At 45.6% G+C, this 21,047-nt stretch carries 17 protein-coding genes; 6 read left to right on the forward strand and 11 right to left on the reverse strand.

Translation table 11 applies throughout. From position 1 onward, the window contains the following. Positions 1 to 222 precede the first annotated feature (222 nt). The 3 genes from rcsF to L2755_RS02330 are packed head-to-tail and all read left to right on the forward strand — an operon-like array spanning position 223 to position 2,001. On the forward strand, positions 223 to 606 hold the full coding sequence (rcsF, locus tag L2755_RS02320; protein ID WP_248979145.1) for an Rcs stress response system protein RcsF: 384 nt from the start codon (positions 223 to 225) through the stop codon (positions 604 to 606). Positions 607 to 631: 25 nt separating this feature from the next. Then, positions 632 to 1,378, forward strand: coding sequence for a tRNA (N6-threonylcarbamoyladenosine(37)-N6)-methyltransferase TrmO (gene tsaA / locus L2755_RS02325; protein ID WP_248979146.1), 747 nt, complete (start codon positions 632 to 634; stop codon positions 1,376 to 1,378). Beyond that, positions 1,378 to 2,001 carry an acyltransferase gene (locus L2755_RS02330; RefSeq protein WP_248979147.1) on the forward strand — a complete coding sequence of 208 codons (624 nt, stop codon included), beginning with the start codon at positions 1,378 to 1,380 and terminating at the stop codon, positions 1,999 to 2,001. Before tsaA ends, L2755_RS02330 begins: the two co-directional genes overlap by 1 nt. A gap of 99 nt (positions 2,002 to 2,100) precedes the next feature. Here L2755_RS02330 and L2755_RS02335 read toward each other — a convergent pair whose 3' ends face one another. After that, the gene (locus L2755_RS02335; RefSeq protein ID WP_248979148.1) at positions 2,101 to 2,679 is read right to left on the reverse strand and encodes a dihydrofolate reductase family protein; all 579 of its coding nucleotides are present in this window, start codon (positions 2,677 to 2,679) and stop codon (positions 2,101 to 2,103) included. Between the two features lie 299 nt (positions 2,680 to 2,978). On the opposite strand from L2755_RS02335, the gene L2755_RS02340 reads away from it, so the two are divergent. Then, the gene (locus L2755_RS02340) at positions 2,979 to 4,691 is read left to right on the forward strand and encodes a proline--tRNA ligase (RefSeq protein ID WP_248979264.1); all 1,713 of its coding nucleotides are present in this window, start codon (positions 2,979 to 2,981) and stop codon (positions 4,689 to 4,691) included. A 97-nt stretch (positions 4,692 to 4,788) separates the two neighbouring features. Here the strand turns inward: L2755_RS02340 and L2755_RS02345 are convergent, their stop codons facing one another. The 8 genes from L2755_RS02345 to L2755_RS02380 all read right to left on the reverse strand — a co-directional run bounded on the left by L2755_RS02345 (position 4,789) and on the right by L2755_RS02380 (position 14,282). Next, the gene (locus L2755_RS02345) at positions 4,789 to 6,012 is read right to left on the reverse strand and encodes a phenylacetate--CoA ligase family protein (RefSeq protein ID WP_248979149.1); all 1,224 of its coding nucleotides are present in this window, start codon (positions 6,010 to 6,012) and stop codon (positions 4,789 to 4,791) included. A 14-nt stretch (positions 6,013 to 6,026) separates the two neighbouring features. Continuing rightward, the gene (locus tag L2755_RS02350; RefSeq protein ID WP_248979150.1) at positions 6,027 to 6,845 is read right to left on the reverse strand and encodes an ABC transporter ATP-binding protein; all 819 of its coding nucleotides are present in this window, start codon (positions 6,843 to 6,845) and stop codon (positions 6,027 to 6,029) included. A gap of 85 nt (positions 6,846 to 6,930) precedes the next feature. Continuing rightward, positions 6,931 to 8,217 carry an ABC transporter substrate-binding protein gene (locus L2755_RS02355; RefSeq protein WP_248979151.1) on the reverse strand — a complete coding sequence of 429 codons (1,287 nt, stop codon included), beginning with the start codon at positions 8,215 to 8,217 and terminating at the stop codon, positions 6,931 to 6,933. Between the two features lie 70 nt (positions 8,218 to 8,287). Further along, positions 8,288 to 9,361 carry a branched-chain amino acid ABC transporter permease gene (locus L2755_RS02360; RefSeq protein WP_248979152.1) on the reverse strand — a complete coding sequence of 358 codons (1,074 nt, stop codon included), beginning with the start codon at positions 9,359 to 9,361 and terminating at the stop codon, positions 8,288 to 8,290. 63 nt (positions 9,362 to 9,424) lie between these two features. Next, positions 9,425 to 10,318 (reverse strand): branched-chain amino acid ABC transporter permease, encoded by an 894-nt coding sequence (locus L2755_RS02365; RefSeq protein WP_248979153.1) that lies wholly within the window; start codon positions 10,316 to 10,318, stop codon positions 9,425 to 9,427. Next, complete coding sequence (locus tag L2755_RS02370; protein WP_248979154.1) at positions 10,315 to 12,279, reverse strand: long-chain fatty acid--CoA ligase; 1,965 nt, start codon at positions 12,277 to 12,279, stop codon at positions 10,315 to 10,317. The genes L2755_RS02365 and L2755_RS02370 overlap by 4 nt, the downstream gene beginning before the upstream one ends. Continuing rightward, entirely contained in the window at positions 12,279 to 13,076 is a 798-nt protein-coding gene (locus tag L2755_RS02375; RefSeq protein ID WP_248979155.1) for an ABC transporter ATP-binding protein, read from the reverse strand. The genes L2755_RS02370 and L2755_RS02375 overlap by 1 nt, the downstream gene beginning before the upstream one ends. 165 nt (positions 13,077 to 13,241) lie before the next feature. Further along, positions 13,242 to 14,282: a DcaP family trimeric outer membrane transporter gene (locus tag L2755_RS02380; protein ID WP_248979156.1), complete on the reverse strand. Its 1,041-nt coding sequence runs from the start codon at positions 14,280 to 14,282 to the stop codon at positions 13,242 to 13,244. A gap of 268 nt (positions 14,283 to 14,550) precedes the next feature. On the opposite strand from L2755_RS02380, the gene L2755_RS02385 reads away from it, so the two are divergent. Further along, positions 14,551 to 18,045: a hybrid sensor histidine kinase/response regulator gene (locus tag L2755_RS02385; RefSeq protein ID WP_248979157.1), complete on the forward strand. Its 3,495-nt coding sequence runs from the start codon at positions 14,551 to 14,553 to the stop codon at positions 18,043 to 18,045. Between the two features lie 63 nt (positions 18,046 to 18,108). Here L2755_RS02385 and L2755_RS02390 read toward each other — a convergent pair whose 3' ends face one another. Next, positions 18,109 to 18,759 (reverse strand): response regulator transcription factor, encoded by a 651-nt coding sequence (locus L2755_RS02390; protein ID WP_248979158.1) that lies wholly within the window; start codon positions 18,757 to 18,759, stop codon positions 18,109 to 18,111. A 336-nt stretch (positions 18,760 to 19,095) separates the two neighbouring features. On the opposite strand from L2755_RS02390, the gene L2755_RS02395 reads away from it, so the two are divergent. Further along, the gene (locus L2755_RS02395; protein WP_248979159.1) at positions 19,096 to 20,220 is read left to right on the forward strand and encodes a patatin-like phospholipase family protein; all 1,125 of its coding nucleotides are present in this window, start codon (positions 19,096 to 19,098) and stop codon (positions 20,218 to 20,220) included. 104 nt (positions 20,221 to 20,324) lie between these two features. On the opposite strand, the gene L2755_RS02400 is transcribed toward L2755_RS02395, so the two are convergent. After that, complete coding sequence (locus tag L2755_RS02400; RefSeq protein ID WP_248979160.1) at positions 20,325 to 21,029, reverse strand: SGNH/GDSL hydrolase family protein; 705 nt, start codon at positions 21,027 to 21,029, stop codon at positions 20,325 to 20,327. Between the last annotated feature and the right edge of the window lie 18 nt (positions 21,030 to 21,047).

Here is a 21,047-nt window from a genome sequence, read left to right on the forward strand (position 1 = left end):
CGACATATTGGATCCGATGCAAGCCGCAATAGAGTCGGTGTACATTGATGGCCGAAAAATTGATTTAAATAATCGTCATCAACAGCTTTATCAAAAGTACCTAAAGCGCTAAAATTCAAAGTTATAGCGCTAGTAAAATATTTTGATGAAAAAGTGCTCTTAATGAGCACTTTTTTTGAACACTCTTTTTTAGCCCAACAACTCATATAATAGGCACTCACGATGAAATACCTACTTCCAGCATCTCTCGTTCTTTTACTTAGCGCATGTGCGGGTGAATATGCCTTTAACAGTAACCTTGATAGCGATGCCATTAATGACTACTTCAAAGTATCTGATGTCACCCTCTATGAAGGAAGTGTTCAGCCTAGAGGGTCCTATGAAATAAAAGGCCTAGTTGAAGGCGAAACCTGTCAAATTGGTGACAATGATGCTCCCGCTTCTATCGTTGAAGCGCGCACCTTGGCTCGCCGTGCTGCTGCCGACAAACAGGCTAACGGTCTGGTGATTAAGAATTGTCTATTCATCGAAGAAGCTACGACCAACTGTGTGACTCGCGCTCTTTGTGTTGGCCAAGCCATTATGACCACCAGCGTACAAGAATAGCCACGCTTAAGCCCAAGAGTAATCAATGTCCTTTACTAATCAGATCCAAGCTGTCGCATATTGCCGCACGCCTTATAAACAGAAGTTTGGTATTCCACGCCAACCTGGCTTAGTGTCAGCCGCACATGGCTTTGTTGAACTTGTCGCCCCCTTTAATCAAGTTGATGCAGTGCGAGGACTTGAGCAATATTCTCATTTGTGGTTGTTATTCTGCTTTCATGAGAATTTGGCTCAGGGCTGGAAGACTACGGTTCGTCCGCCAAGATTAGGCGGCAATGAAAAGCTTGGCGTATTTGCCACTCGCTCAACTTTCAGACCAAATGGTATCGGCCAATCGGTGGTGAAATTGCATGCTGTGCATACCGACAATGGTAAAGTCAGACTTGAGATCTCAGGTATGGACTTACTCGATGGCACCCCTATCGTCGATATCAAACCCTATATTCCGTTCTCAGACTCCATTGAAGACGCACAGGGCGGCATAGCCCAAGATGCGCCGGAACTCGCCAGTGTGACATTTTGCGACACAGCCCAGCAGCAACTGGAGCAGTATCAGCAAAATCCCGCTTATCCACGCTTAGCCAAGCTCATTGAAGGCGTATTGGCCCAAGACCCTCGCCCAGCCTACAAAAAAGCAAAGCAAGACCCCAAGCTTTATCAAGTCGCCCTCTATGACTTAGATATACTGTGGAAAATGTTGCCACAAGGAATAGAAGTGCTTGAAATCATCCCTTCGCAAGTGGGCATATCTAATACCTCGGACACACCATAATGACGACTGCGGCTAAGCCTGATTACCAAACCCAGCATAAAAAACGTCTGTCCTATATGCCATGGCTGTATTTTTCGTTGAAAGAGAAACACCTCGCTTGGGCTAAACCTTGGCAAGATGAAGTACAAGCCCACTTTAGCGCCGTTGAAACAGTATTGATTGGCGAGAACTGCTTTATTGCACCAGAGGCAAACCTGTTTGCCGAGCCAGGACGCAACATTGAAATGGGTAAGCAGTGCATGATTGCCGCCGACAGTTTTTTACACGGCCCTATCACCTTGGGTGATGAGGTCGCCATCAATCATGGTTGTTCATTCGATGGCGGCCGTCATGGGATCACCATTGGTAACCAAACCCGTATCGCTAACAATGTCACCATCTATGCTTTTAACCACGGTATGGCACCCAATACCCCTGTCTACCAGCAAGCCTCTAACTCTAAAGGCGTGGTGATTGGTGACGATGTATGGATTGGTGCTCAAGCCGGCATTGTCGATGGTGTCACTATTGGGGATCACGCGGTCGTGGGTATGGGGGCTGTGGTTACTAAAGATGTTGCCCAGTACGCCATTGTTGCAGGTAATCCAGCAGGAGTGATTGGCGATAGACGGGATAAAACTTAAGCTTCTGGCATTACGCATTACGCAATTGGCATTATCTGCAGCGGGCTAGTGTTAGTTCGAGTCATTAGCTAATCAGATAACTTATAACTCTCACTGATGTTACTGCTCGTAGCTCACATTGTATCTAACTTGAACAAAATCGTTTACGTAAGCCTCTGACTGAGCATCTGTCAGCTTAACGACGTGGTCAATCTTGCCAAAAAGTGGAATGCCCTCACCTAATAGCAGCGGTACTTTGGTAATGATCATCTGGTTAATCAGTTTAAGATTTAAAAATGAGGTGATGGTCGAACCGCCGTCGATATACGCATGCTTTAAACCTCTGGCAGCGAAGTCCTGCATAAGCGCTTCTATTTCACCAGCATACATCTCAACCTTACCCAGCATATTCTCAGGTGGTTGCTTTACGGTTTTACTCAACACAATAATAGGCATATCGCCGTAAACCCACTGCGCTGGTGTGAGATCCATGCTGGATATCATCTCCATACATTTACGCCCCATCACCATACAATCAACAGAATTCATAAAGGCCCAAAAGCCCATATCTTCATCGCCCATATCAGCGTCGGTATTTCCAGCCGTATGTAGCCAATCAACACCGCCATCTGTAGTTGCAATATAACCATCGGCACTGGTCGCAATATAGACGGAACACTTTATCGCTGAGCTTTTCATATTCATTTACCTAAATTTTTAATTTAACCACGTTAAAGAGTACTCAGCAGGCTTCAAACGTATTACCAGCAGAGGTGAGTTACGTCATATACCTAGTTTAGAGCCATATTTCAAACAGATCAGGTTGAGAAAGCAAAAAGCCGCTTTAAATAGGCCGAAGAGCGAGATCTGCACCTGCGGTTATGCGCTGCAATATTGAGTAAAACCAACAATTTTAACGAATGTCGAAATGGTTAGGTGACATCACTTCAACAAGTGATAAAATAGCGCCCATTCAACTCAATTTTGGACACTCGGTAATGCGCGTAAGCAAGTACCTGCTATCAACTCAAAAAGAAACACCGGCTAATGCAGAAGTCATTAGTCACCAGTTAATGTTACGTGCGGGCATGGTCCGTCGTAATGCATCAGGCTTATACAGCTGGTTGCCGACAGGTTTACGTGTACTGCGTAAAATTGAAGCTATCGTTCGCGAAGAGATGAACAAGGCGGGTTCTGTTGAGATCCTTATGCCGATGGTTCAGCCTGCGGATCTTTGGGTTGAGTCAGGTCGCTTAGAAAAATTTGGTCCTGAGCTACTGCGTTTCCAAGACCGTCACAACCGTGACTTCGTTTTGGGTCCAACTCACGAAGAAGTGATCACTGACATCGTGCGTAAAGAGGTTAACTCTTATAAGCAACTACCACTGAACTTGTTCCAAATTCAGACTAAGTTCCGTGACGAAGTGCGTCCACGCTTTGGTGTGATGCGTTCACGGGAGTTCTTGATGAAAGACGCTTACTCTTTCCATTTAGATCAAGAAACCATGGATGAAACCTATGAGTCGATGTTCCAAGCTTATAGCAACATTCTGACTCGCTTAGGCTTATCATTCCGCCCTGTTTTGGCAGACACCGGTGCTATCGGTGGCAGCACATCACATGAGTTCCACGTGTTGGCTAACAGTGGTGAAGACTTAATTGCATACTCGACTGAGAGCGATTACGCCGCCAACATTGAAAAATGTGAAGCGCCGATGCCAACTGACACTCGTCAAGCTGCAAGCAGCGAAATGACGCTTGTTGATACACCTAATGCTAAAACAATTGCAGAGCTGGTTGAGCAACACGGCATTGCGATTGAGAAAACAGTTAAAACACTTATCGTTAAAGGCGCAACAAAAGCAGCGCCATTAGTGGCGGTTGTGGTTCGTGGCGATCACGACCTTAACGAAGTCAAAGCTGAAAAAATTGATGCGGTACTAGCACCATTTGAGTTTGCCGATGAAGCTGATATCCGTAAAGCGATTGGTGCAGGTCCGGGCTCAATTGGCCCTGTCGGTCTTGATATTCCAGTGTTTATCGACCACAGCGTTGCGGTCATGAGCGACTTTGGCGCGGGTGCTAACCAAGATAACAAACACTATTTTGGGATCAACTGGGAGCGCGACTTACCGACTGCACAAGCATTTGATCTGCGTAACATCATCGAAGGTGAGCCTAGCCCTTGTGGTAAAGGCACTATTGCCCTGCTTCGTGGTATCGAGGTCGGTCATATCTTCCAGTTAGGCAGCAACTACTCTGAAGCGATGCACGCTAACGTACTCGACCAAAACGGTAAGTCTAAGACCTTACTGATGGGGTGTTACGGTGTGGGTGTGAGCCGCATGGTTGCCGCCGCCATAGAGCAAAACCACGATGACCGCGGTATTATTTGGCCACAAGCCATTGCCCCGTTCACTGTCGGTATTTTGCCAATGAACATGCACAAGTCTCATCGCGTTAAAGATAGCGCTGAAAAGCTTTATCAAGATCTGACGGACGCTGGTTTCGAAGTCTTGTTTGATGACCGTAAAGAGCGTGCGGGCGTGATGTTTGCCGATATGGAGCTGATTGGCTTGCCAAATGTGGTTGTTATTGGCGACCGTAACATTGATAACGGCGTGTTCGAGTATAAGAATCGCCGTACTGGTGAGAAGCAAGAAGTGCCGTTTGAGCAAATTGTTGAGTTCTTAAAAGCACAACACGCTTAAGCACTGTGATATAAGCTTTTAAACTAGCTTTAGCTGTGACATTAAAACGCCGATGATGATTCATCGGCGTTTTTGTTTGCACTTTTTATTCCAGCAGCTAACGCTGGTCTTCAATCACAATACCATCGTCCGGCATACTGCCTATAGCCACTAAACTGACGTCACCAGAGAGTTGAGTCACCGCTCTAATTGTTTGTTGAATAGCTTTGATGTCGGTGGGAAGCTGTGCATCTTCGTCTACTTCACATAGTAAACACATCTTGTCATTACTATTTTCATGACTCACCACCAGCCTAACCCGCTTTATAGCACTATGGTAAAGTCTAATGCGTTCAACCTGCTCAGGGTGGATAAACAAGCCTTTTACTTTCGTGCTTTGGTCGGCGCGTCCAAGCCAGCCTTTAATCCGCATATTGCTGCGGCCGCACTCACTTGTGCTGTCTAACTGAGCGCTTAAGTCACCGGTCGCAAAACGGATCAGTGGATAGTTAGGGTTAAAACTGGTGATCACCACCTCACCCACTTCACCTGGGCTAACAGGCGCTAAACTACCGGGCCTGACAATCTCCAAAATAATATCTTCAGCCACGACTAACCCCGCATCCGCTACACTCTCAAAGGCAATCAGGCCGAGATCTGCAGTCGCATACGCCTGCTTAACCTCTATATCCGCCTCATGAAAGACAGCTTTAAGTGCAGGTGTTAATGCCTCACCACTGACTAGCGCTTTCTTGAATGACAATTTTTGCTGTTGAAGTTGCGCTTTATCGAGCAATATTTTTAGAAATGAAGGCGTGCCGCAGTAACTATTGGGTCTTAGGTTACTGATGATATCTAGCTGGATATCGGTCTGCCCAGGACCTGCGGGGATCACGCTACAACCGCAGGCTTTAGCACCTGAGTCCATAATAAAACCGCCGGGGGTAAGATGGTATGACAAACAGTTTTGCACCAGATCGCCAGCCCTAAAACCCGCCGCAAAAAAAGCTTGCCCCATACGCCACCAGTCATGCCCATCCGCTTCTGGCTCATAAATGGGTCCAGGTGATTGAAATATTCGGCCAATACCGTTCATGTTCGGCACCATGCCCGCAAATGGCATACTTGCCGCTTGCAGCTTAATTAAGTCTGACTTTCGGGTAATAGGCAGCGTAGCCAGCGCTGCGCGAGAGTTGACTTGGCTTAGATCTACATCAGCGAACACACGCTGGTAGTAAGCAGATGACTGCTCGGCAAAGCTTAGAAAATCGCTTAAGCGAGACATTAACCTGGCTTCTCGCCGCGCTGAAGATTGTTGCTCTTGTGCACTAAAAAATGACATGGGTATGGCTCCTATTACAACCAGCGTTTACGGCGCTTATAAGATTTCAGATTTTTAAAGCTCTTACGTTTTTCGTTGCCGCCACCAAGGTAAAACTCCTTCACATCTTCATTATTCAGTAGCTGCTCTTTACTGCCATCGAGAACGATTTTTCCTGACTCCATGATGTAACCGTAATTGGCCGCCTTTAGCGCATAGTTAGCATTTTGCTCCACCAGCAACATAGTGATCCCTTGATCACGATTAATCTTCTCAATAATGCCAAACACCTCTTTAACCAGCAGTGGTGACAACCCCATCGACGGTTCGTCTAAGCAGATCATCTTGGGTCGTGCCATTAATGCGCGCCCAATCGCTAACATCTGCTGCTCACCACCAGATAGATATCCCGCCAATCCCGTGCGCTCTTTCAGGCGAGGGAAGTAGTTAAACACCATGTCGATATCTTGATTTACCTGGCCATCATTTCGGGTATATGCACCAAGTTTAAGATTCTCAATCGTGCTCATATCCTCGATGATCCGTCGCCCTTCCATCACTTGAAAAAGCCCTGAGCGTACAACCTCGTCAGCATTTTTAGCATCAATCCGCTCACCCATAAAATGGATATCGCCGCGTGACACTTCACCATTTTCGGTCTTTAACAGACCGGAAATGGCTTTTAATGTGGTCGATTTACCTGCGCCGTTAGGCCCCAATAAGGTAACAATTTCGCCTTGAGGCACGTCGATGCTAACGCCACGTAGCACTTGAATAACATCGTCGTAAACCACTTCAATGTTGTTGATCGATAACATAGGGCTTTCAGGCTTTAACTGCACAGCTTGTGTCATAACTACTCCAACTTTCGATGTATTGCCTAGCAAGAAAACTCTGGCTTGCTAGGCTGTTAAACGGAATAAAACCAGTGGTTATGGCTTAGTATCCTAACCAATCAACGCGGCGTTCTATCGTTATCTGGTTCACTTTCTCAACACGTATATCACCACCATTAAAGTTACCTTTATAGATATTCACTTGGTTAATGCCACGGTGATCCTCAGGGGTCCATGTTGCCGCTAAGCACACGCCTTCTAACCCTTTTGGTACCCAGTTATCACGTACATACATGCCCTTTTTAACATTCTCGCCAGTGACACCGCCGTTGGCTTTTGCCCACTCCATCGACTCTTTCATAAAGTAGGTTGAGCACACACCGCGGATATAGTGATGTAGTCGCTCTTTACTACCTTCGCTGTCGGACATCTTTGATATTTCACGGACCAACTTCATCCCTGGTACATCATCAGTCCAAAATGGCGTCATGGTGGGGAAAATATAGTTTTTAACCCCCTCACCCGCCGCTTTAAAGACCAGCTTATCGCCGCCCCAAATATTCGACATAAACTGAATATCAGTGCCAACGGTGTTACAGGATTTAATTAGAGATAGCACTGAACCACCTAGGTTACCGATATAGCCGTAGTTTGTTTTCGAGCTTTTAAGGCTTAAACACTGGGCCTTAAAGTCACCTGGTTTCATTGAAATAACCACGGGTGGCTGAACATCAAAACCTAGCTCTGTGGCATATTCGCCGCAGGCCGCTTTCGGAGCGTTAGGAAATGGGTGGTTAGCGCCGATATGAGTAAATTTGGGCTTACCTTGACCACCTTTATTTTTCCAATCATCTGCTGCCCATTGCACCAGTCCACGACAAGCGTCAGAGTAAGATGCACCATAGAAAAAATTATACGGCGCAGGCCTTTTAGTGTTGGGGTTCTTGCCTTGAGGGTCCGTTAGGTGACCTGAATAGGATGCTGAAAAAATGGGGGTTTTATCTTTAGCCGCAAACGAGATCAGCGCTTCGGTATCTGCTGTGCCCCAGCCTTGCATTGCCACCATATTTTTACGCGATTGCCACTTTTTATAAGAGGCTATCGCTTGAGGCACCTTGTAACCGTAATCAATAGTTTCATACTCAAGCTTGGTGCCATCAATACCGCCATGGGCATTAATATAAGCCAGTGAATCACGTACACCATCAGCGTAAGGTTTGCCGACGAACGCGGTTGGGCCTGACATATCCGCTAAATGGCCAACAAAAATGACGTCCTCTGCCTGCGCTAAACCGCTGGCTGTTGTGGCTAAGCAAGCAAGGCTTGAGCCCAGTGCCCATTTTAGGTATTTCACTTTATTTAAACCGCTATTATCAGTATTATTATGCATCGTTATTATCCTTCAAATGTTCAGTCAACGTTGAAAGCTGTATACCGCACTTGTTACAGCTCGATAAAAATTAGTAAGCAAATGGATAGAATTTCCAGTAGTTCTTAATCTGCGCCCAACGATGGGCAAGTCCTTCTGGTTCGAAAATCAAAAACAGGATGATGACCAGTCCAATCGCCATCTCTTTGATATAGGCTAAACCGTCGGTCACCATGGGGATGTCACCCCAGGGTGTGTACTGCATCAGGCTGACCACGGTTTCCAGCATTTCGGGCAGAAGCACCATAAACACCACCCCCATCAAGGTGCCCTTAATCGAGCCAAGTCCGCCAATAATCACCATGGCGAGAAATTGAATCGACATTAAAATGGTAAACCCCTCTGCTGAGACATAGCCCAAGTAGTGCGCATATAACGCGCCACCAATACCGGCGTAAAATGAGGAGATCCCAAAGGATAACAGGCGATATTTATTGAGTTTTACGCCCATTATTTCAGCAGAAAGGTAGTGGTCACGTACCGCGACAAAGGCACGCCCATCTCGGCTACGCATCAAGTTGCTGCCCCAGATGTACATAAACACCAAGGCAAAAAGTGCAATGTAGTAAAAGCTCTGATCGGTGTCGAATTCAAATCCAAATAGATTAATAGGCGCAGCCATCGAACCTGAGGACCCACCAGAGAACCAATTAGCTCGGGCAAAAAAGTCCTCAATGATAAACTGAGCCGCTAAGGTCGCTATCGCCAAATACAATCCCTTAATCCGTGCCGCGGGCATACCAAACATCATGCCAACTGCCATGGTTAGAAAACCGGCTAAGGGGATACAAAGCACTACCGGGATTTGAAAACTGGTATTTAACCAGGCCGAGGCAAATGCACCGAAACCAAAAAATGCGCCATGACCCAGTGAGATCTGCCCAGTAAATCCGACCAGTATATTGAGCCCTAATGCCGCTATACCGAGGTAAGATATTTGAATGAATAGGGTCAGGAAATAGCCGTCCAGCACTAAAGGTGCACCGCAAGCAATGGCAATGACCGCTATCATCATTAGCCGAATGGTTTTGGTTTCAAATATGGTATTGTCGGCTTTATAGCTGGTGCGGAAATCACCGCACGGACGCATCGCTAAGCTAGACATAAAAACTCCTTAAACAAAAATGGGCGAAAGTAAGTAACTTAATAAGTAACTAATGAATGAGACTTAAATTCGCTCGATATCACGAGTACCAAACAGGCCGTAAGGTTTAAACCAAAGGATGATCAACAGTACATAAAACGGCGCTATGTCATACATATTGCCGATATGCAGATACTGGCTATCGAAGAATTCGGCTACGTTTTCAAGAACACCAATAATGATGCCACCGACAATCGCGCCAACAATCGAGTCGAGCCCCCCTAAAATGACCGCAGGAAAGACCTTGATACCGATAGAGGAGAGCGAATCTGAGACACCATTGACCATGCCGATCACCACTCCTGCGGTTGCAGACACTGTGGCTGCAATTCCCCAACTCATGGCAAAAACGTGTTTAACCGATATGCCTAAGCTTTGGGCCACCTGCTGGTCAAATGCCGTGGCGCGCATTGCCAAACCATGCTTAGAATATTTAAAGAAAAAGAAGAAACTGACCATAATGATGAGGGCTATCACGGTACTCATTAGGTAAGCAAACTCGATATTGAGCCCAAATATAGCGATAGATTCGGTATCGAAAACCCGAGGATAACTCTGGGGCGATACGCCAAAGATCCACTTAGTCAGAGACTGGAAGAAAATCGACAGACCTATGGTCACCATGATCACCGAGATAATCGGTTCACCAATCATCGGACGCAGCACTATCATCTGTAACACGACGCCAAATACCGCCATAAAGCAGAGGGTGAGGAAAAAGCCTAAGAAGAAGGGCAGCTCCAAGTACACCAATAATGCCCAGCATACCCAGGCCCCAATCAGCAAAAACTCACCTTGGGCAAAGTTAACAATCTGGGTAGATTTATAGACTAAGACAAAGCACATCCCCACCACACCGTATAACAGACCGACAATCAGTCCATTGATGATTAGCTGTAGCAACAGTTCAAAATTCATGAGGCTCTCCTTTGAGCAAGATCAGTGTCCAACGCTGCGCTAGCATCAATAACGGTAGCCACGTTTAACTGGGTTTTAATACGAGATGTACTGCCATCTTGGAAGGTGATCACAGTATCAATATCAACATGGGGCTTATCGCTATAGATAGACTCGATGATGTCAGCGTACTTGTCTGCAATCACGCCGCGGCGTACTTTACGAGTACGGGTAAGCTCACCATCATCGGCATCAAGCTCTTTATATAACAATATGAATTTATTTATTTTTTGCGAGTCAGGCAGCGATTGGTTAACGATTTCAATCTCTCTGGTCAGCTGCTGATAAACCTCGGGTAAACTCGACAAGTTGGTGTAGTTGGTAAATGAGAGTCCTTGCTGTTCAGCCCATTTTGAGACGATGCTAAAGCGGATACACAAGATGGCAGAAAGGAAAGGTTTGTCTTTACCGAGAATCACGGCTTCACCAATAAACGAAGAGAACTTCAATTTGTTTTCAATATATTGCGGTGAGTATTGGATCCCGTGACTGGTTTTAGCCAGATCTTTGATTCTGTCTATCACCACAAGATGCCCTGAAGGCTTGAAATAACCGGCATCTCCCGTATGCATCCAGCCATCTTTAACGTCTTCATCAAAGGCGGCTTGGTCGCCTAAATAACCATTGAACATTCCCACTGTTTTGGCGATGACTTCTCCCACCCCTTCACTATCGGTATTGATCACCTGTAATTGAGCGGTGTCGAACGCCACGCCGACGCTGTCATAGTCGACATCATCTTGATGATGAATGGTATAGGCGCCGCACATCTCTGTTTGGCCATACAGCTGACGCAATGGCACCCCAATACTCTGGAAGAATTTAAAGGTATCGGGCCCCATTGCAGCGCCGCCAGTTGCGGCGGACTTTAGAAACGAAAAACCTAATCTGTCACGTAATGCTTTCATTAAAATGGCATCCGCGAAGGTCGAGCGTTTTCCCTTAGCAAGGGCGTTTTTGGCACGTTTCATCGCAAACTCAAATAACCTCTTTTTCAGCGGCGTGGAATCCATCATCCGCGCTTGAACATCGGCTAAGATCCCCTCCCAAACACGGGGAGCCAGCAGCACAAAGCTTGGACCAATTTCGCGAAGATCCGCCATCATGGTTTCTTGCTCTTCGACAAAGTTAACGATTTGTCGGGCGATTAACGCCTGCCCTACTGCATATACCTGCTCCATAATCCAAGGCAGAGGCAGTACTGACACATAGTTATCACCAGGTTGGCGAGGATCGGCGCGCAGATATGAGCAGCAATGTTCGATAAACTTACTGCCTTGGAGTAAGACGATTTTAGGCTTTGAAGTGGTACCGGAAGTGGTGCAATAGATGGCGATGTCCTCAGGTTTTCCGGCATCAACGAGTGCGTCGTAGCTTTGCGGGTTTTGCGTATCTAAGCGCTGCCCAGTCTTATAGACGTCTTCGATGTTGATTAAGCGTGGATCGCTATATTTACGCATCCCTCTTGGGTCGCAATAAACAATATATTTTACCGCCGGGATTTGGTCGCCGAGCTCAAGCAGTTTGTCACACTGCTCTTCATCTTCCGCTATCACCACCTGGGCATTACTGCGATTAAGTAGATAGGCGACCTCTTCATGCATTGAGTCTTGATAGATCCCTAGCGAATAACAACTTAATGCATGGGCGGCAACTTCTCCCCAAACCCACTCGGGTCGGTTATCACCGAGTAATGCAATCGTCGCTTCAGCTTCGATACCCAAATGACGCAGAGTCAGTGACAGCCACTTCACACGGTTGTGATAATCGAGCCAGCTAAATTCGCTCCAAATGCCAAACTCTTTCTCACGCATGGCAATGTCATCACCCCACAACGTGGCGTTATGGCGTAAGATTTTTGGAAAGGTATCCATGTCGCCCATTTCAAAGCGATTTGCCGATGACTGATTGTCCGTTTTCATTAGCCCACCTCTTGTAATTGCTCATTGTCATCTAAGCCTAAATAGGCCTGTCTAACGTGCTCGTTGGCCATCACCTCATCGGGTAAACCACTGATGAGCTTCTTACCAAAATCGAGTACCATCACATGATGAGAGATGTCCATAACAACCCCCATATCATGCTCAATCATGACAACGGTAATGCCAAACTCTTCGTTGAGATCCAAGATATAGCGCGCCATATCCTCCTTCTCTTCTAAGTTCATCCCGGCCATGGGTTCATCTAATAAAATCAGCTTGGGATTGAGCGCGATAGCGCGGGCTAATTCGACGCGCTTGCGCAGGCCATAAGATAGGGTGCCAGCAACCGATTTACGCACGTGGGATATATCAAGAAAATCGATGATCTCTTCCACCTGACGACGATGTTTGAGTTCCTCTTTTTGCGCGGCAGATGCCCAATAAAGTGGTCCGGTTAACCAGTTGTTTTTCATCTGGTGATGTCGGCCAACCATGATGTTGTCGAGGACCGACATATGACCAAATAGAGCGAGATTTTGAAAGGTGCGGCCTATGCCCAAATCGGCGCGATCATTTGGGCGTAAATGGGTCACCTCTTGGTTATCAAATTGGATGCTGCCCTCAAAGGGACGGTAGCGACCTGAGATACAATTGAGCATTGAAGTCTTGCCTGCACCATTTGGGCCGATAATCGAAAACACTGCGCCTTTCTCAACTTCGAAACTCACTTCGGTTAATGCTTTAACACCACCAAACGCCAGTGAGATCTGATCAACTTTTAATATTTTATCTGTCACACCCATACTCCTTTAAACTGCACATACCGCTTTAATCGTTACGCTCAAACCAGCTTGAGCATTAGCGTTAAACGACTGTCATGGGTAACCAATAACGGGATTTACCAACATTACGATGCACGATTCAGCGATGGCAGATGAGTAAGCTCAACTGCCATATAACGGCTAAAGTGCGTAACGGAATGAAAGCTGCGCGTAGTCTGAGTCGACATCTTGGTCGCCAATTTCAAAATTGCCGACTTCGATACCAATCGCTAGCTGTGGTGTTAAGTTTTGAAATAAGTTGACGCTCCACTGGCTGCGCTCCGCGTCGGCGATATCAGTTTCAACACGGCCATAAAGTACGGTGCTTCTCAATGTATCGGTCCAGTAGTGACGATATGCCGCCAAATAAGAAGTGGTACTTTCGACCTCCTCGCCAATTAAATCACTCGCGGCACCGACACCCACATAACGGCCGATTTCACCTTGATGGAATTGAAAACGCAGATCATCTTTACCAAAGGTTTTGAATCGTCCCGCTATAGAGCCGCCAACCGCTGTTTCGCTATTACCTTCTGTCGTATTTAGACTGCGACCAAGTGCAGATATTGAGATGTTGCCCCAATCGCCTTTGAAGTTATAGCGAGCAACCACATCGGGAAGATCATCATTAGCGGTGTCACCACCGACGCTCTCAGGGTTTTCTATCGAGACTTGAAAATCACCGATGTCGTAGCGAACCTGTCCTTGACGAATAAACGCAAGACCCACAGTCGCACCAGCAAAGTCAGCCGTTTCAGGAATTGCACTGGTGTTCATAAAGGTGGTCCAGGTTTGACCCACAGTTAAACCATCATACTTAATAAACGCATGACGTAATCTTGGATTAGCAGAGTTCGATACCACCTGATTACCGCCACCACCGAGAAAGTCCATTTCAATGAAACCCATCACGTCGCCATGAACATATTTAGTATTAAAACGTGATTCATTGGCAAAAATTCGAAATTGAGATGCACTCTCTTGTAGTGGCGCACCGGTACCAATCCAAAAGTCACGATAACCAACGTCACCGCTGACATAGCGCGCATCGACTTTAATGTAACCACCGAAGGTTAATTTTCCATCTTCACCAACTTCAAATTCATAACTCGCCGCTGCGGAGCCTGCTAATAAACACAATGAAGCCGCCAATGTAATTTTTTTAATTTTTGAAATGAGCATTTTTTATCCCCTTTAATGTCTGCACTCAAGATGAAGAAATAAAGGGATTTACTCAATTATGTATTGGTATTAGTACGGTAGTCTTAATACGTTAGCTGCAATACAGACGGATTAATCAATCAGTATTAATACCGATTGATTAAGACTTAAGTCGATAACCCTTACCGACCAAATACAATCAAAATATGTTATGTTAATTCCTATAACAATTAAGGGTTACCTCGCCTATTCACGCGGGGATTTCCTAATAAAAAGGTATGACGACAGCATGTTTCCTAATTGGCTATTAGTGACTATTAGTATTAGCTATATTGGTTTGCTTTTTTTGATGGCGTTTCTGGGTGATAGATACCGAGACAAGCTGTTTAAGCAGCAACATACAATCATCTATTCGCTATCTCTAGGTGTCTACTGTACCTCCTGGGGATTTCTGGGTACTGCGGGTCAAGCGGCGAGTAATTCGTTCTCATATTTACCGGTTTATATCGCTCCGATATTACTGTTTATGTTCGCTTGGCCTTTCATTCAGCGCATCATCCGCGTCTGTCTCAAACTCAATATTACCTCTATTGCAGATCTATTAGCGGCGCGGTTTGGTAAGTCACAACTGTTAGCGATGGTTGTCACCTTTGTCGCCCTCTTTGGCACCTTGCCGTATATCGCGCTGCAGCTAAAAGCCATTGTGAACTCCTATGAAATTTTAAGACAAGATCAGCTATTATCATCTTGGCAACTCGGCCTTGTTGTCAGCTTAATTTTGGCCGGGTTTACCATCATCTTTGGCGTTAGAGCCATTGATGTCACCGAACGCCATCCAGGGATGATGCTTGCTATCGCCTTTGAGTCTTTCGTCAAGCTTATCGCCTACCTCACCATTGGTATTTTCGTGTCTTTCTTTCTGTTTGATTCACCAATGGATATTTGGCGCCAAGCGACCGAAGCTTCACCGGTAACCACGGAGTTTACCTACCCCAATATGGTGTCGATGTTTGGATTGCTGTTTATTGTTATGTCGGCATTTCTCTGTCTACCGCGACAGTTCCAAGTACTCATTGTTGAACTTAAAGAGCAAAAACATGCCATTTGGAGCCGCTGGACCTTTCCAATCTATATCCTAGTTTTTGCTTTTTTTGCCACGCCGTTAGGCCAAGCTGGCAATATTCTCTATGGCGACTCGCTGCAGAGCGATGCTTATGTGCTGTTTCTCCCCGCTTTTAGTGGTGAGGCTTGGCTTGGACTATTTAGTTTTTTAGGGGCGATATCTGCTGCCAGCTCAATGGTGATCATCTCAACGATTGCGCTGAGTACCATGCTGAGTAATGAAGTCGTTTTCCCGACACTTTTTAAAGTGAGCAACATACAGAGTAGCGATTTTCACAAATTTCGTTCTCATCTGCTGAATATTCGTAAAGGGCTAATTCTATTTGTTATTTTCCTAAGTTATGGCATGTTTCTGTTAGCACCACCCGATACGCTAGCATCATTAGGAGAGGTCGCATTTGGCGCTATCGCGCAAATTGGCCCGGCCCTGTTTGCGGCTTTTCTATGGCGAAGAGTCACTCTCATTGGCGTATTGGCAGGCATCATTTGCGGTTTTTCACTGTGGTTAACACTCAACTTATTGCCGCAGTTAGGCCTGTATAACCACCCATTTTCCACTAGCGAATACTCAATGACGACGATGGCGACTCTGGTAGGGCTATTTGTCAATATCTCTATGATATGGATAGTCTCTTCGTTTACCCGCCAAAGTGTTCATGAGCAGATGCAAATAGCCCATTTTATTGAACGCCCGCCTCTAGGGAAGCTGCAACCCACGGTCGCTAAATACATCAATCCGACCGAGTTAGAGTTATTAGTCGCTCGCTTTGTCGGCAAAGATAAGGCCGCACAAGGATTTCACGCTTTCTTCTCAACTCAAGAGCAGCCTATAGCCGATAAAACCACTCACAACCAAGCACTCATCTTCTATACCGAGAATATGCTCGCCAGCGTCATGGGCTCAGCTTCTGCGCGACTGGTGATATCTTGCGCGCTCAATGGCCGTGATATTGCTATCGAAGATATGGCCCAGTTAGTCGAAGAGGCCTCTAGCCACCGCACCGAATTTAGTCGTTCAGTGCTACATAGCGCGATAGAAAATGCCAGTGAAGGGATCTCTGTGATCGACAGAGAACTCAATTTAGTCGCCTGGAATCAACACTATTTAAAGCTGTTTAATTACCCAGAAGATCTTGTTTATATCGGCTGCCCCGTCAAGCAACTGATTGAATTTAATCTGAGTCATGACCACCGATTTAAACATGATTTAGCACTGCAAGTTGAACGCCGTTTAGCTTATCTTCGCCAAGGCAGTCGCCACAGTACAGAGCGGCTGCAACCCGGTGGTAGAACCATCAGAATTGAAGGCAATCCAATACCGGATGGCGGCTTTGTGATGATATTTTCTGATATCACCATGTATCGAGAAGCTGAAAAATTACTCAAAGAAAAAAATCTCGATTTAGAAGCCAGAGTCTATGAGCGTACCAAAAAACTAGAGCAAGCAAACCTTAGCCTTGAGCATTCTAATCAAGAACTGGCAGTGGCGTTACAAAAGGTGGAACAAGCACACCAAAAGAAGAGTCAATACCTAAAAGCCTGTAGTCACGATCTACTGCAACCGTTATCAGCGGCAAGGTTGTTCTCCTCTGCTTTTGTGCAAAATGGTCAGCTCTCCAGCAAACAAAAACAACAAATGGGTTATATCGACAACTCATTGCAAGTGGCCAATGAACTGCTGCTGGACTTAAACGAAATATCTCGCATAGAAAGCGGCACCATAGTGCCGGATATCACCGAGTTTGCCTTGCAGGAGGTGATAGATTCACTGGTCGATGAGTTTGGTGCGATTGCAGCAACAGAAGGTGTAAAATTCAAACATATTAATACCCAACTGTGGGTCAGCAGTGACAAAGTACTGCTTAGACGTATCTTGCAGAACCTTGTCAGCAATGCATTTAGATATGCGGGTAAAGGTAAAATTTTGTTGGGATATCGTCGCATGCAAGGCAGTATATCGATTCAAGTCGTCGATGATGGCCCTGGGATCCCCGCCGAAAAACAGGCCGTCATTTTTGAACAGTTTACTCGGTTACAGCACTCGGGTCATGAAGGTGTTAATGGACTCGGATTGGGCCTCAATATTGCGCAGGGTTTAGCTTCGTTGTTATCGCATCAATTAACGCTCTCTTCAAAAGTTAATCGCGGCAGTATCTTCAGCCTGCAGTTAAAAACGGTTTTAGCAAAGGCTGCGCCTGTCATTGAGCCCCCAGCTGACATCCTGACCCTGAATGGCGTTCACGTATTGTGTGTTGATAATGACCCCAATGTCCTCGCCGGGATGGTTGAATTGCTCCATGGTTGGAAATGCCATGTCTATCAAGCGGGATCAGCACTGCAAGCCAAGGCGCAATTTTCAAAACACGCCCATAAAATTGACATTGTATTGATGGATTATCAGCTTGAAGATAATCAAAATGGGTTGGATTTAATGGCTGAGCTGCAAGGCTTATCAGACCTACCCGTTCCCGCCATTTTGATCACCGCGACCATTGACGAAGCTGTCGTCAATAGGGCCAAGGAGCAAGGTTATGCTTACCTACGCAAGATAATTAAGCCTATCGCGTTACGTGCAGTGATGAGCGCCACGTTAGCAACAAGCTTACGGACAAACTATGCCGCATCGGCGACGACTCATTTCAGTACTGAAGAGGAGAAATAAGCCAACAAGGGAATGTCGGCATAATGTGTAAAACCATCGACAATATGCTCTATCAACATTTTGCTAAGCAGTGAGTGGCGTCTTATCCAGTTGTAGCTGACTCATGGCAATAACCGCTTGAGTGCGTGTATGCACCCCAAGCTTTAAAAAGATGGCACTGGCATGGGCTTTAATGGTGGCTTCAGAAAGCCCCAACTCATAGGCAATTTGTTTATTGAGGAGACCATCTGCAAACATCATCAAGATGCGATGTTGTCTCGGTGACAAGCTGATAATTTTGCTGATCATACTATCGGCTTCTATTGCTTCAATATTACCGCATCCCGCAGGCATCCACTGTTGGCCTGCAAGTATCGCTTTAATCGCTTTGACCATAATGTCGACCGACGTTGATTTAGGAATAAATCCCGCCGCCCCAAACGACATACTCTTGCCTACAGTGACTTTATCTTCTTGCCCTGAAATCACCACAACGCCCATTTGAGAGTGGCAATTACGAATATTGACTAGGGTATTAAACCCATGAGCTTTTGGAATATTAAGATCAAGTAACAGTAGATCAGCATCTTGTTGCTGCAATATTTCATCGAGCTCTGCAATCGTCTCGGCTTCAAACAAGCTCACATTATCAAAGTGTGTGGTTAATATATTGACCAGTGCTTGTCTAAATAATGGATGGTCATCTGCTATTATTATTTTTAGTGGCTGTGACATGTTCGAACCCTCAAATTTACATTTTTTTAGTCTACTCCATTACCTCTTATTATCAACTCGTAACGATTCTTCTACCCTGCTGACAAATGCAAATTTAACACTTTAATTACAATTGGATAGCATGATAACCACCGTTAAAACCTCATCATTGCCCAGCAACAACATAGACTTATTAACTAGGTTAATCTAACTAAAGACAAGCAAGTTCTCAGCTGAAAAATATATCAGCACACTAATCTTGTGGTAAAGCTTGTACATAAAGCGACTCTCACATATTCTAAATTATGGGATAGTTTTCCAATACGTTCTATTTTTCAATTGATAAGGATCGCCAATTTGCCAGATAAAATAGCATTAGTATTGGGTGGTGGTGGTGCAAGAGCGGCTTATCAAGTTGGTGTTCTCAAAGCTATCGTACAGTTTTACCCGCGTAATCACGGGATCCCATTTAAAATTGTCTGCGGAACATCGGCAGGCGGAATAAACGCCATCTCTATTGCGACTCATGCATCCTGTTTTCATTTAGGCGTTCGTAAACTCGAATGGGTTTGGCGTCATATTCATGCAAAAAAAGTCTACCAAGCTTCTATCAGTGGAGTATTAAAACACTTAAGTAAAATGGCGCTAAAAGGGGTTCAAAGTGATGGTGCCTCACGTAGCGCAGGAAGCCTGTTTAACAGTGAACCATTAAGAGGTTTGCTTAATGACCTGATTAGTTTTGAGCGCATTGGTCGCAACATTAGTAGCGGCGCACTCGATGCCGTTAGCTTAGATACCTCTTGCTACAACAACTCTCGCTCGGTCACCTTTTTTCAAGGTAACCCCCTTATCGAAGATTGGCAGCGGGCACGTCGCTGCGGCCAGCGCACCCGCTTGAACACAGACCATCTATTGGCGAGCTCAGCCATCCCCTTGATCTTTCCATCAGTAAGGCTAAACCAAGAATACTATGGCGATGGCTCCGTCCACCAGCTGGCACCATTAAGCAGCCCTATCCATTTAGGTGCTGACAAAATAATGGTGATCAATTTAGAAAGCCCCCATAAAGTGCAACCCAGAGAACTAGAGCACCATCCTAAAACCGCTACCATTGCAGGCCATCTGCTCGACACCATATTTTCAGACACATTAAACAGTGATTTAGAGCGGCTAGAACGGATCAATAGCACCTTGTCACTCATTCCAGAACAGAGCCGTAAAGGTGTGCCGTTAAAGCAGATTGAAACATTAGTGATTAAGCCCAGTGAAGACTTAAGTGTGATTGCTTCACGTTATTTTCAAGATATGCCTATTGCAATCAAAATGATGATGAAAGCTTTAGGGATCAATGAGCATTCTGATTCTAGTGTCGGCTCATACCTGTTATTTGAGCAGAGCTATTGTAGCGCGCTAATTGAGCTGGGTTATGAAGATGCAATGTGCCAAATTGATGAGATCAAAACGTTTTTTGCTATTGAATAATGCCTAAACTTGCTCACTGAGTAAGCAATCGGCTCCAGCCTTGCTCCTCCGTCAAAAAGTAGCCCCTGATTAACCTGCTGTCGTTGTTGATACTAAATTGACACTTAATACTTAAGTAATATGGTATCGACCACGCTTTTGCCCCACTCTTGGTAGATTTTAGCGCCAGGATGAAAGCCGTCAACAGCCATGAATTCAGGTTGCAGTGCTGCGCCAAAGTCGAGCAATATAAACTGAGCTGACATTGCTAATCGATTTAATTGCTGATTAAACTCATCACTGCGTTTACCCAAGAACCAGCGCAAAGGTTGTGGTAATGCTGGGAAGCCGCCCATCGGCGGCACCTGAGTTAGGATTAACTGACGACACTTCACCTCTGAAGTTAAAAACTCAATAAGCTCTGATTGTTGCTCACTCCACTGGGCAGCTGAGATTGGACTCAGTACATCATTAACCCCAAGTGACACCACCACAATATCAAAACTAAAAGGCTGTTGATGATGCTTCTTTTTAAGCATGTTGAGCGTCTGTTCTGTGTTAGAACCTGACTTTGCCAAGAGCTGCCAAGACACATTAAAGTGAGCGGCTAACCCTGCAGTCACAGTGCCACTGAGTGCTTGCTGTTGCCGATTAACGCCAACACCTGCTGCGGCAGAATCGCCTAAGACCAATAAGGAAACTTCAGGCCCAACACCGATTTGGCCCACGCGTTCTCCTGCGGCCTCGGGCAGTTTAGGGGTATTTTTCTTAACTAACCGCCCTTGAATAAACATAAGCGGCAATAACAAAATAAATATAACGTTGTGCAAAAGTCATCTCCCAGACAA

This window comes from Shewanella abyssi, assembly GCF_023284025.1.
Lineage (GTDB): Bacteria > Pseudomonadota > Gammaproteobacteria > Enterobacterales > Shewanellaceae > Shewanella > Shewanella abyssi.

Bases quoted from the DNA above. Each gene is read 5' to 3' on its own strand.
- L2755_RS02345 (WP_248979149.1), bottom strand. From the start codon at position 6,012: ATGTCATTTTTTAGTGCACAAGAGCAACAATCTTCAGCGCGGCGAGAA.
- rcsF (WP_248979145.1), top strand. From the start codon at position 223: ATGAAATACCTACTTCCAGCATCTCTCGTTCTTTTACTTAGCGCATGT.
- L2755_RS02385 (WP_248979157.1), top strand. From the start codon at position 14,551: ATGTTTCCTAATTGGCTATTAGTGACTATTAGTATTAGCTATATTGGT.
- L2755_RS02350 (WP_248979150.1), bottom strand. From the start codon at position 6,845: ATGACACAAGCTGTGCAGTTAAAGCCTGAAAGCCCTATGTTATCGATC.
- L2755_RS02365 (WP_248979153.1), bottom strand. From the start codon at position 10,318: ATGAATTTTGAACTGTTGCTACAGCTAATCATCAATGGACTGATTGTC.
- tsaA (WP_248979146.1), top strand. From the start codon at position 632: ATGTCCTTTACTAATCAGATCCAAGCTGTCGCATATTGCCGCACGCCT.
- L2755_RS02340 (WP_248979264.1), top strand. From the start codon at position 2,979: ATGCGCGTAAGCAAGTACCTGCTATCAACTCAAAAAGAAACACCGGCT.
- L2755_RS02380 (WP_248979156.1), bottom strand. From the start codon at position 14,282: ATGCTCATTTCAAAAATTAAAAAAATTACATTGGCGGCTTCATTGTGT.
- L2755_RS02360 (WP_248979152.1), bottom strand. From the start codon at position 9,361: ATGTCTAGCTTAGCGATGCGTCCGTGCGGTGATTTCCGCACCAGCTAT.
- L2755_RS02370 (WP_248979154.1), bottom strand. From the start codon at position 12,279: ATGAAAACGGACAATCAGTCATCGGCAAATCGCTTTGAAATGGGCGAC.
- L2755_RS02390 (WP_248979158.1), bottom strand. From the start codon at position 18,759: ATGTCACAGCCACTAAAAATAATAATAGCAGATGACCATCCATTATTT.
- L2755_RS02335 (WP_248979148.1), bottom strand. From the start codon at position 2,679: ATGAAAAGCTCAGCGATAAAGTGTTCCGTCTATATTGCGACCAGTGCC.
- L2755_RS02355 (WP_248979151.1), bottom strand. From the start codon at position 8,217: ATGCATAATAATACTGATAATAGCGGTTTAAATAAAGTGAAATACCTA.
- L2755_RS02330 (WP_248979147.1), top strand. From the start codon at position 1,378: ATGACGACTGCGGCTAAGCCTGATTACCAAACCCAGCATAAAAAACGT.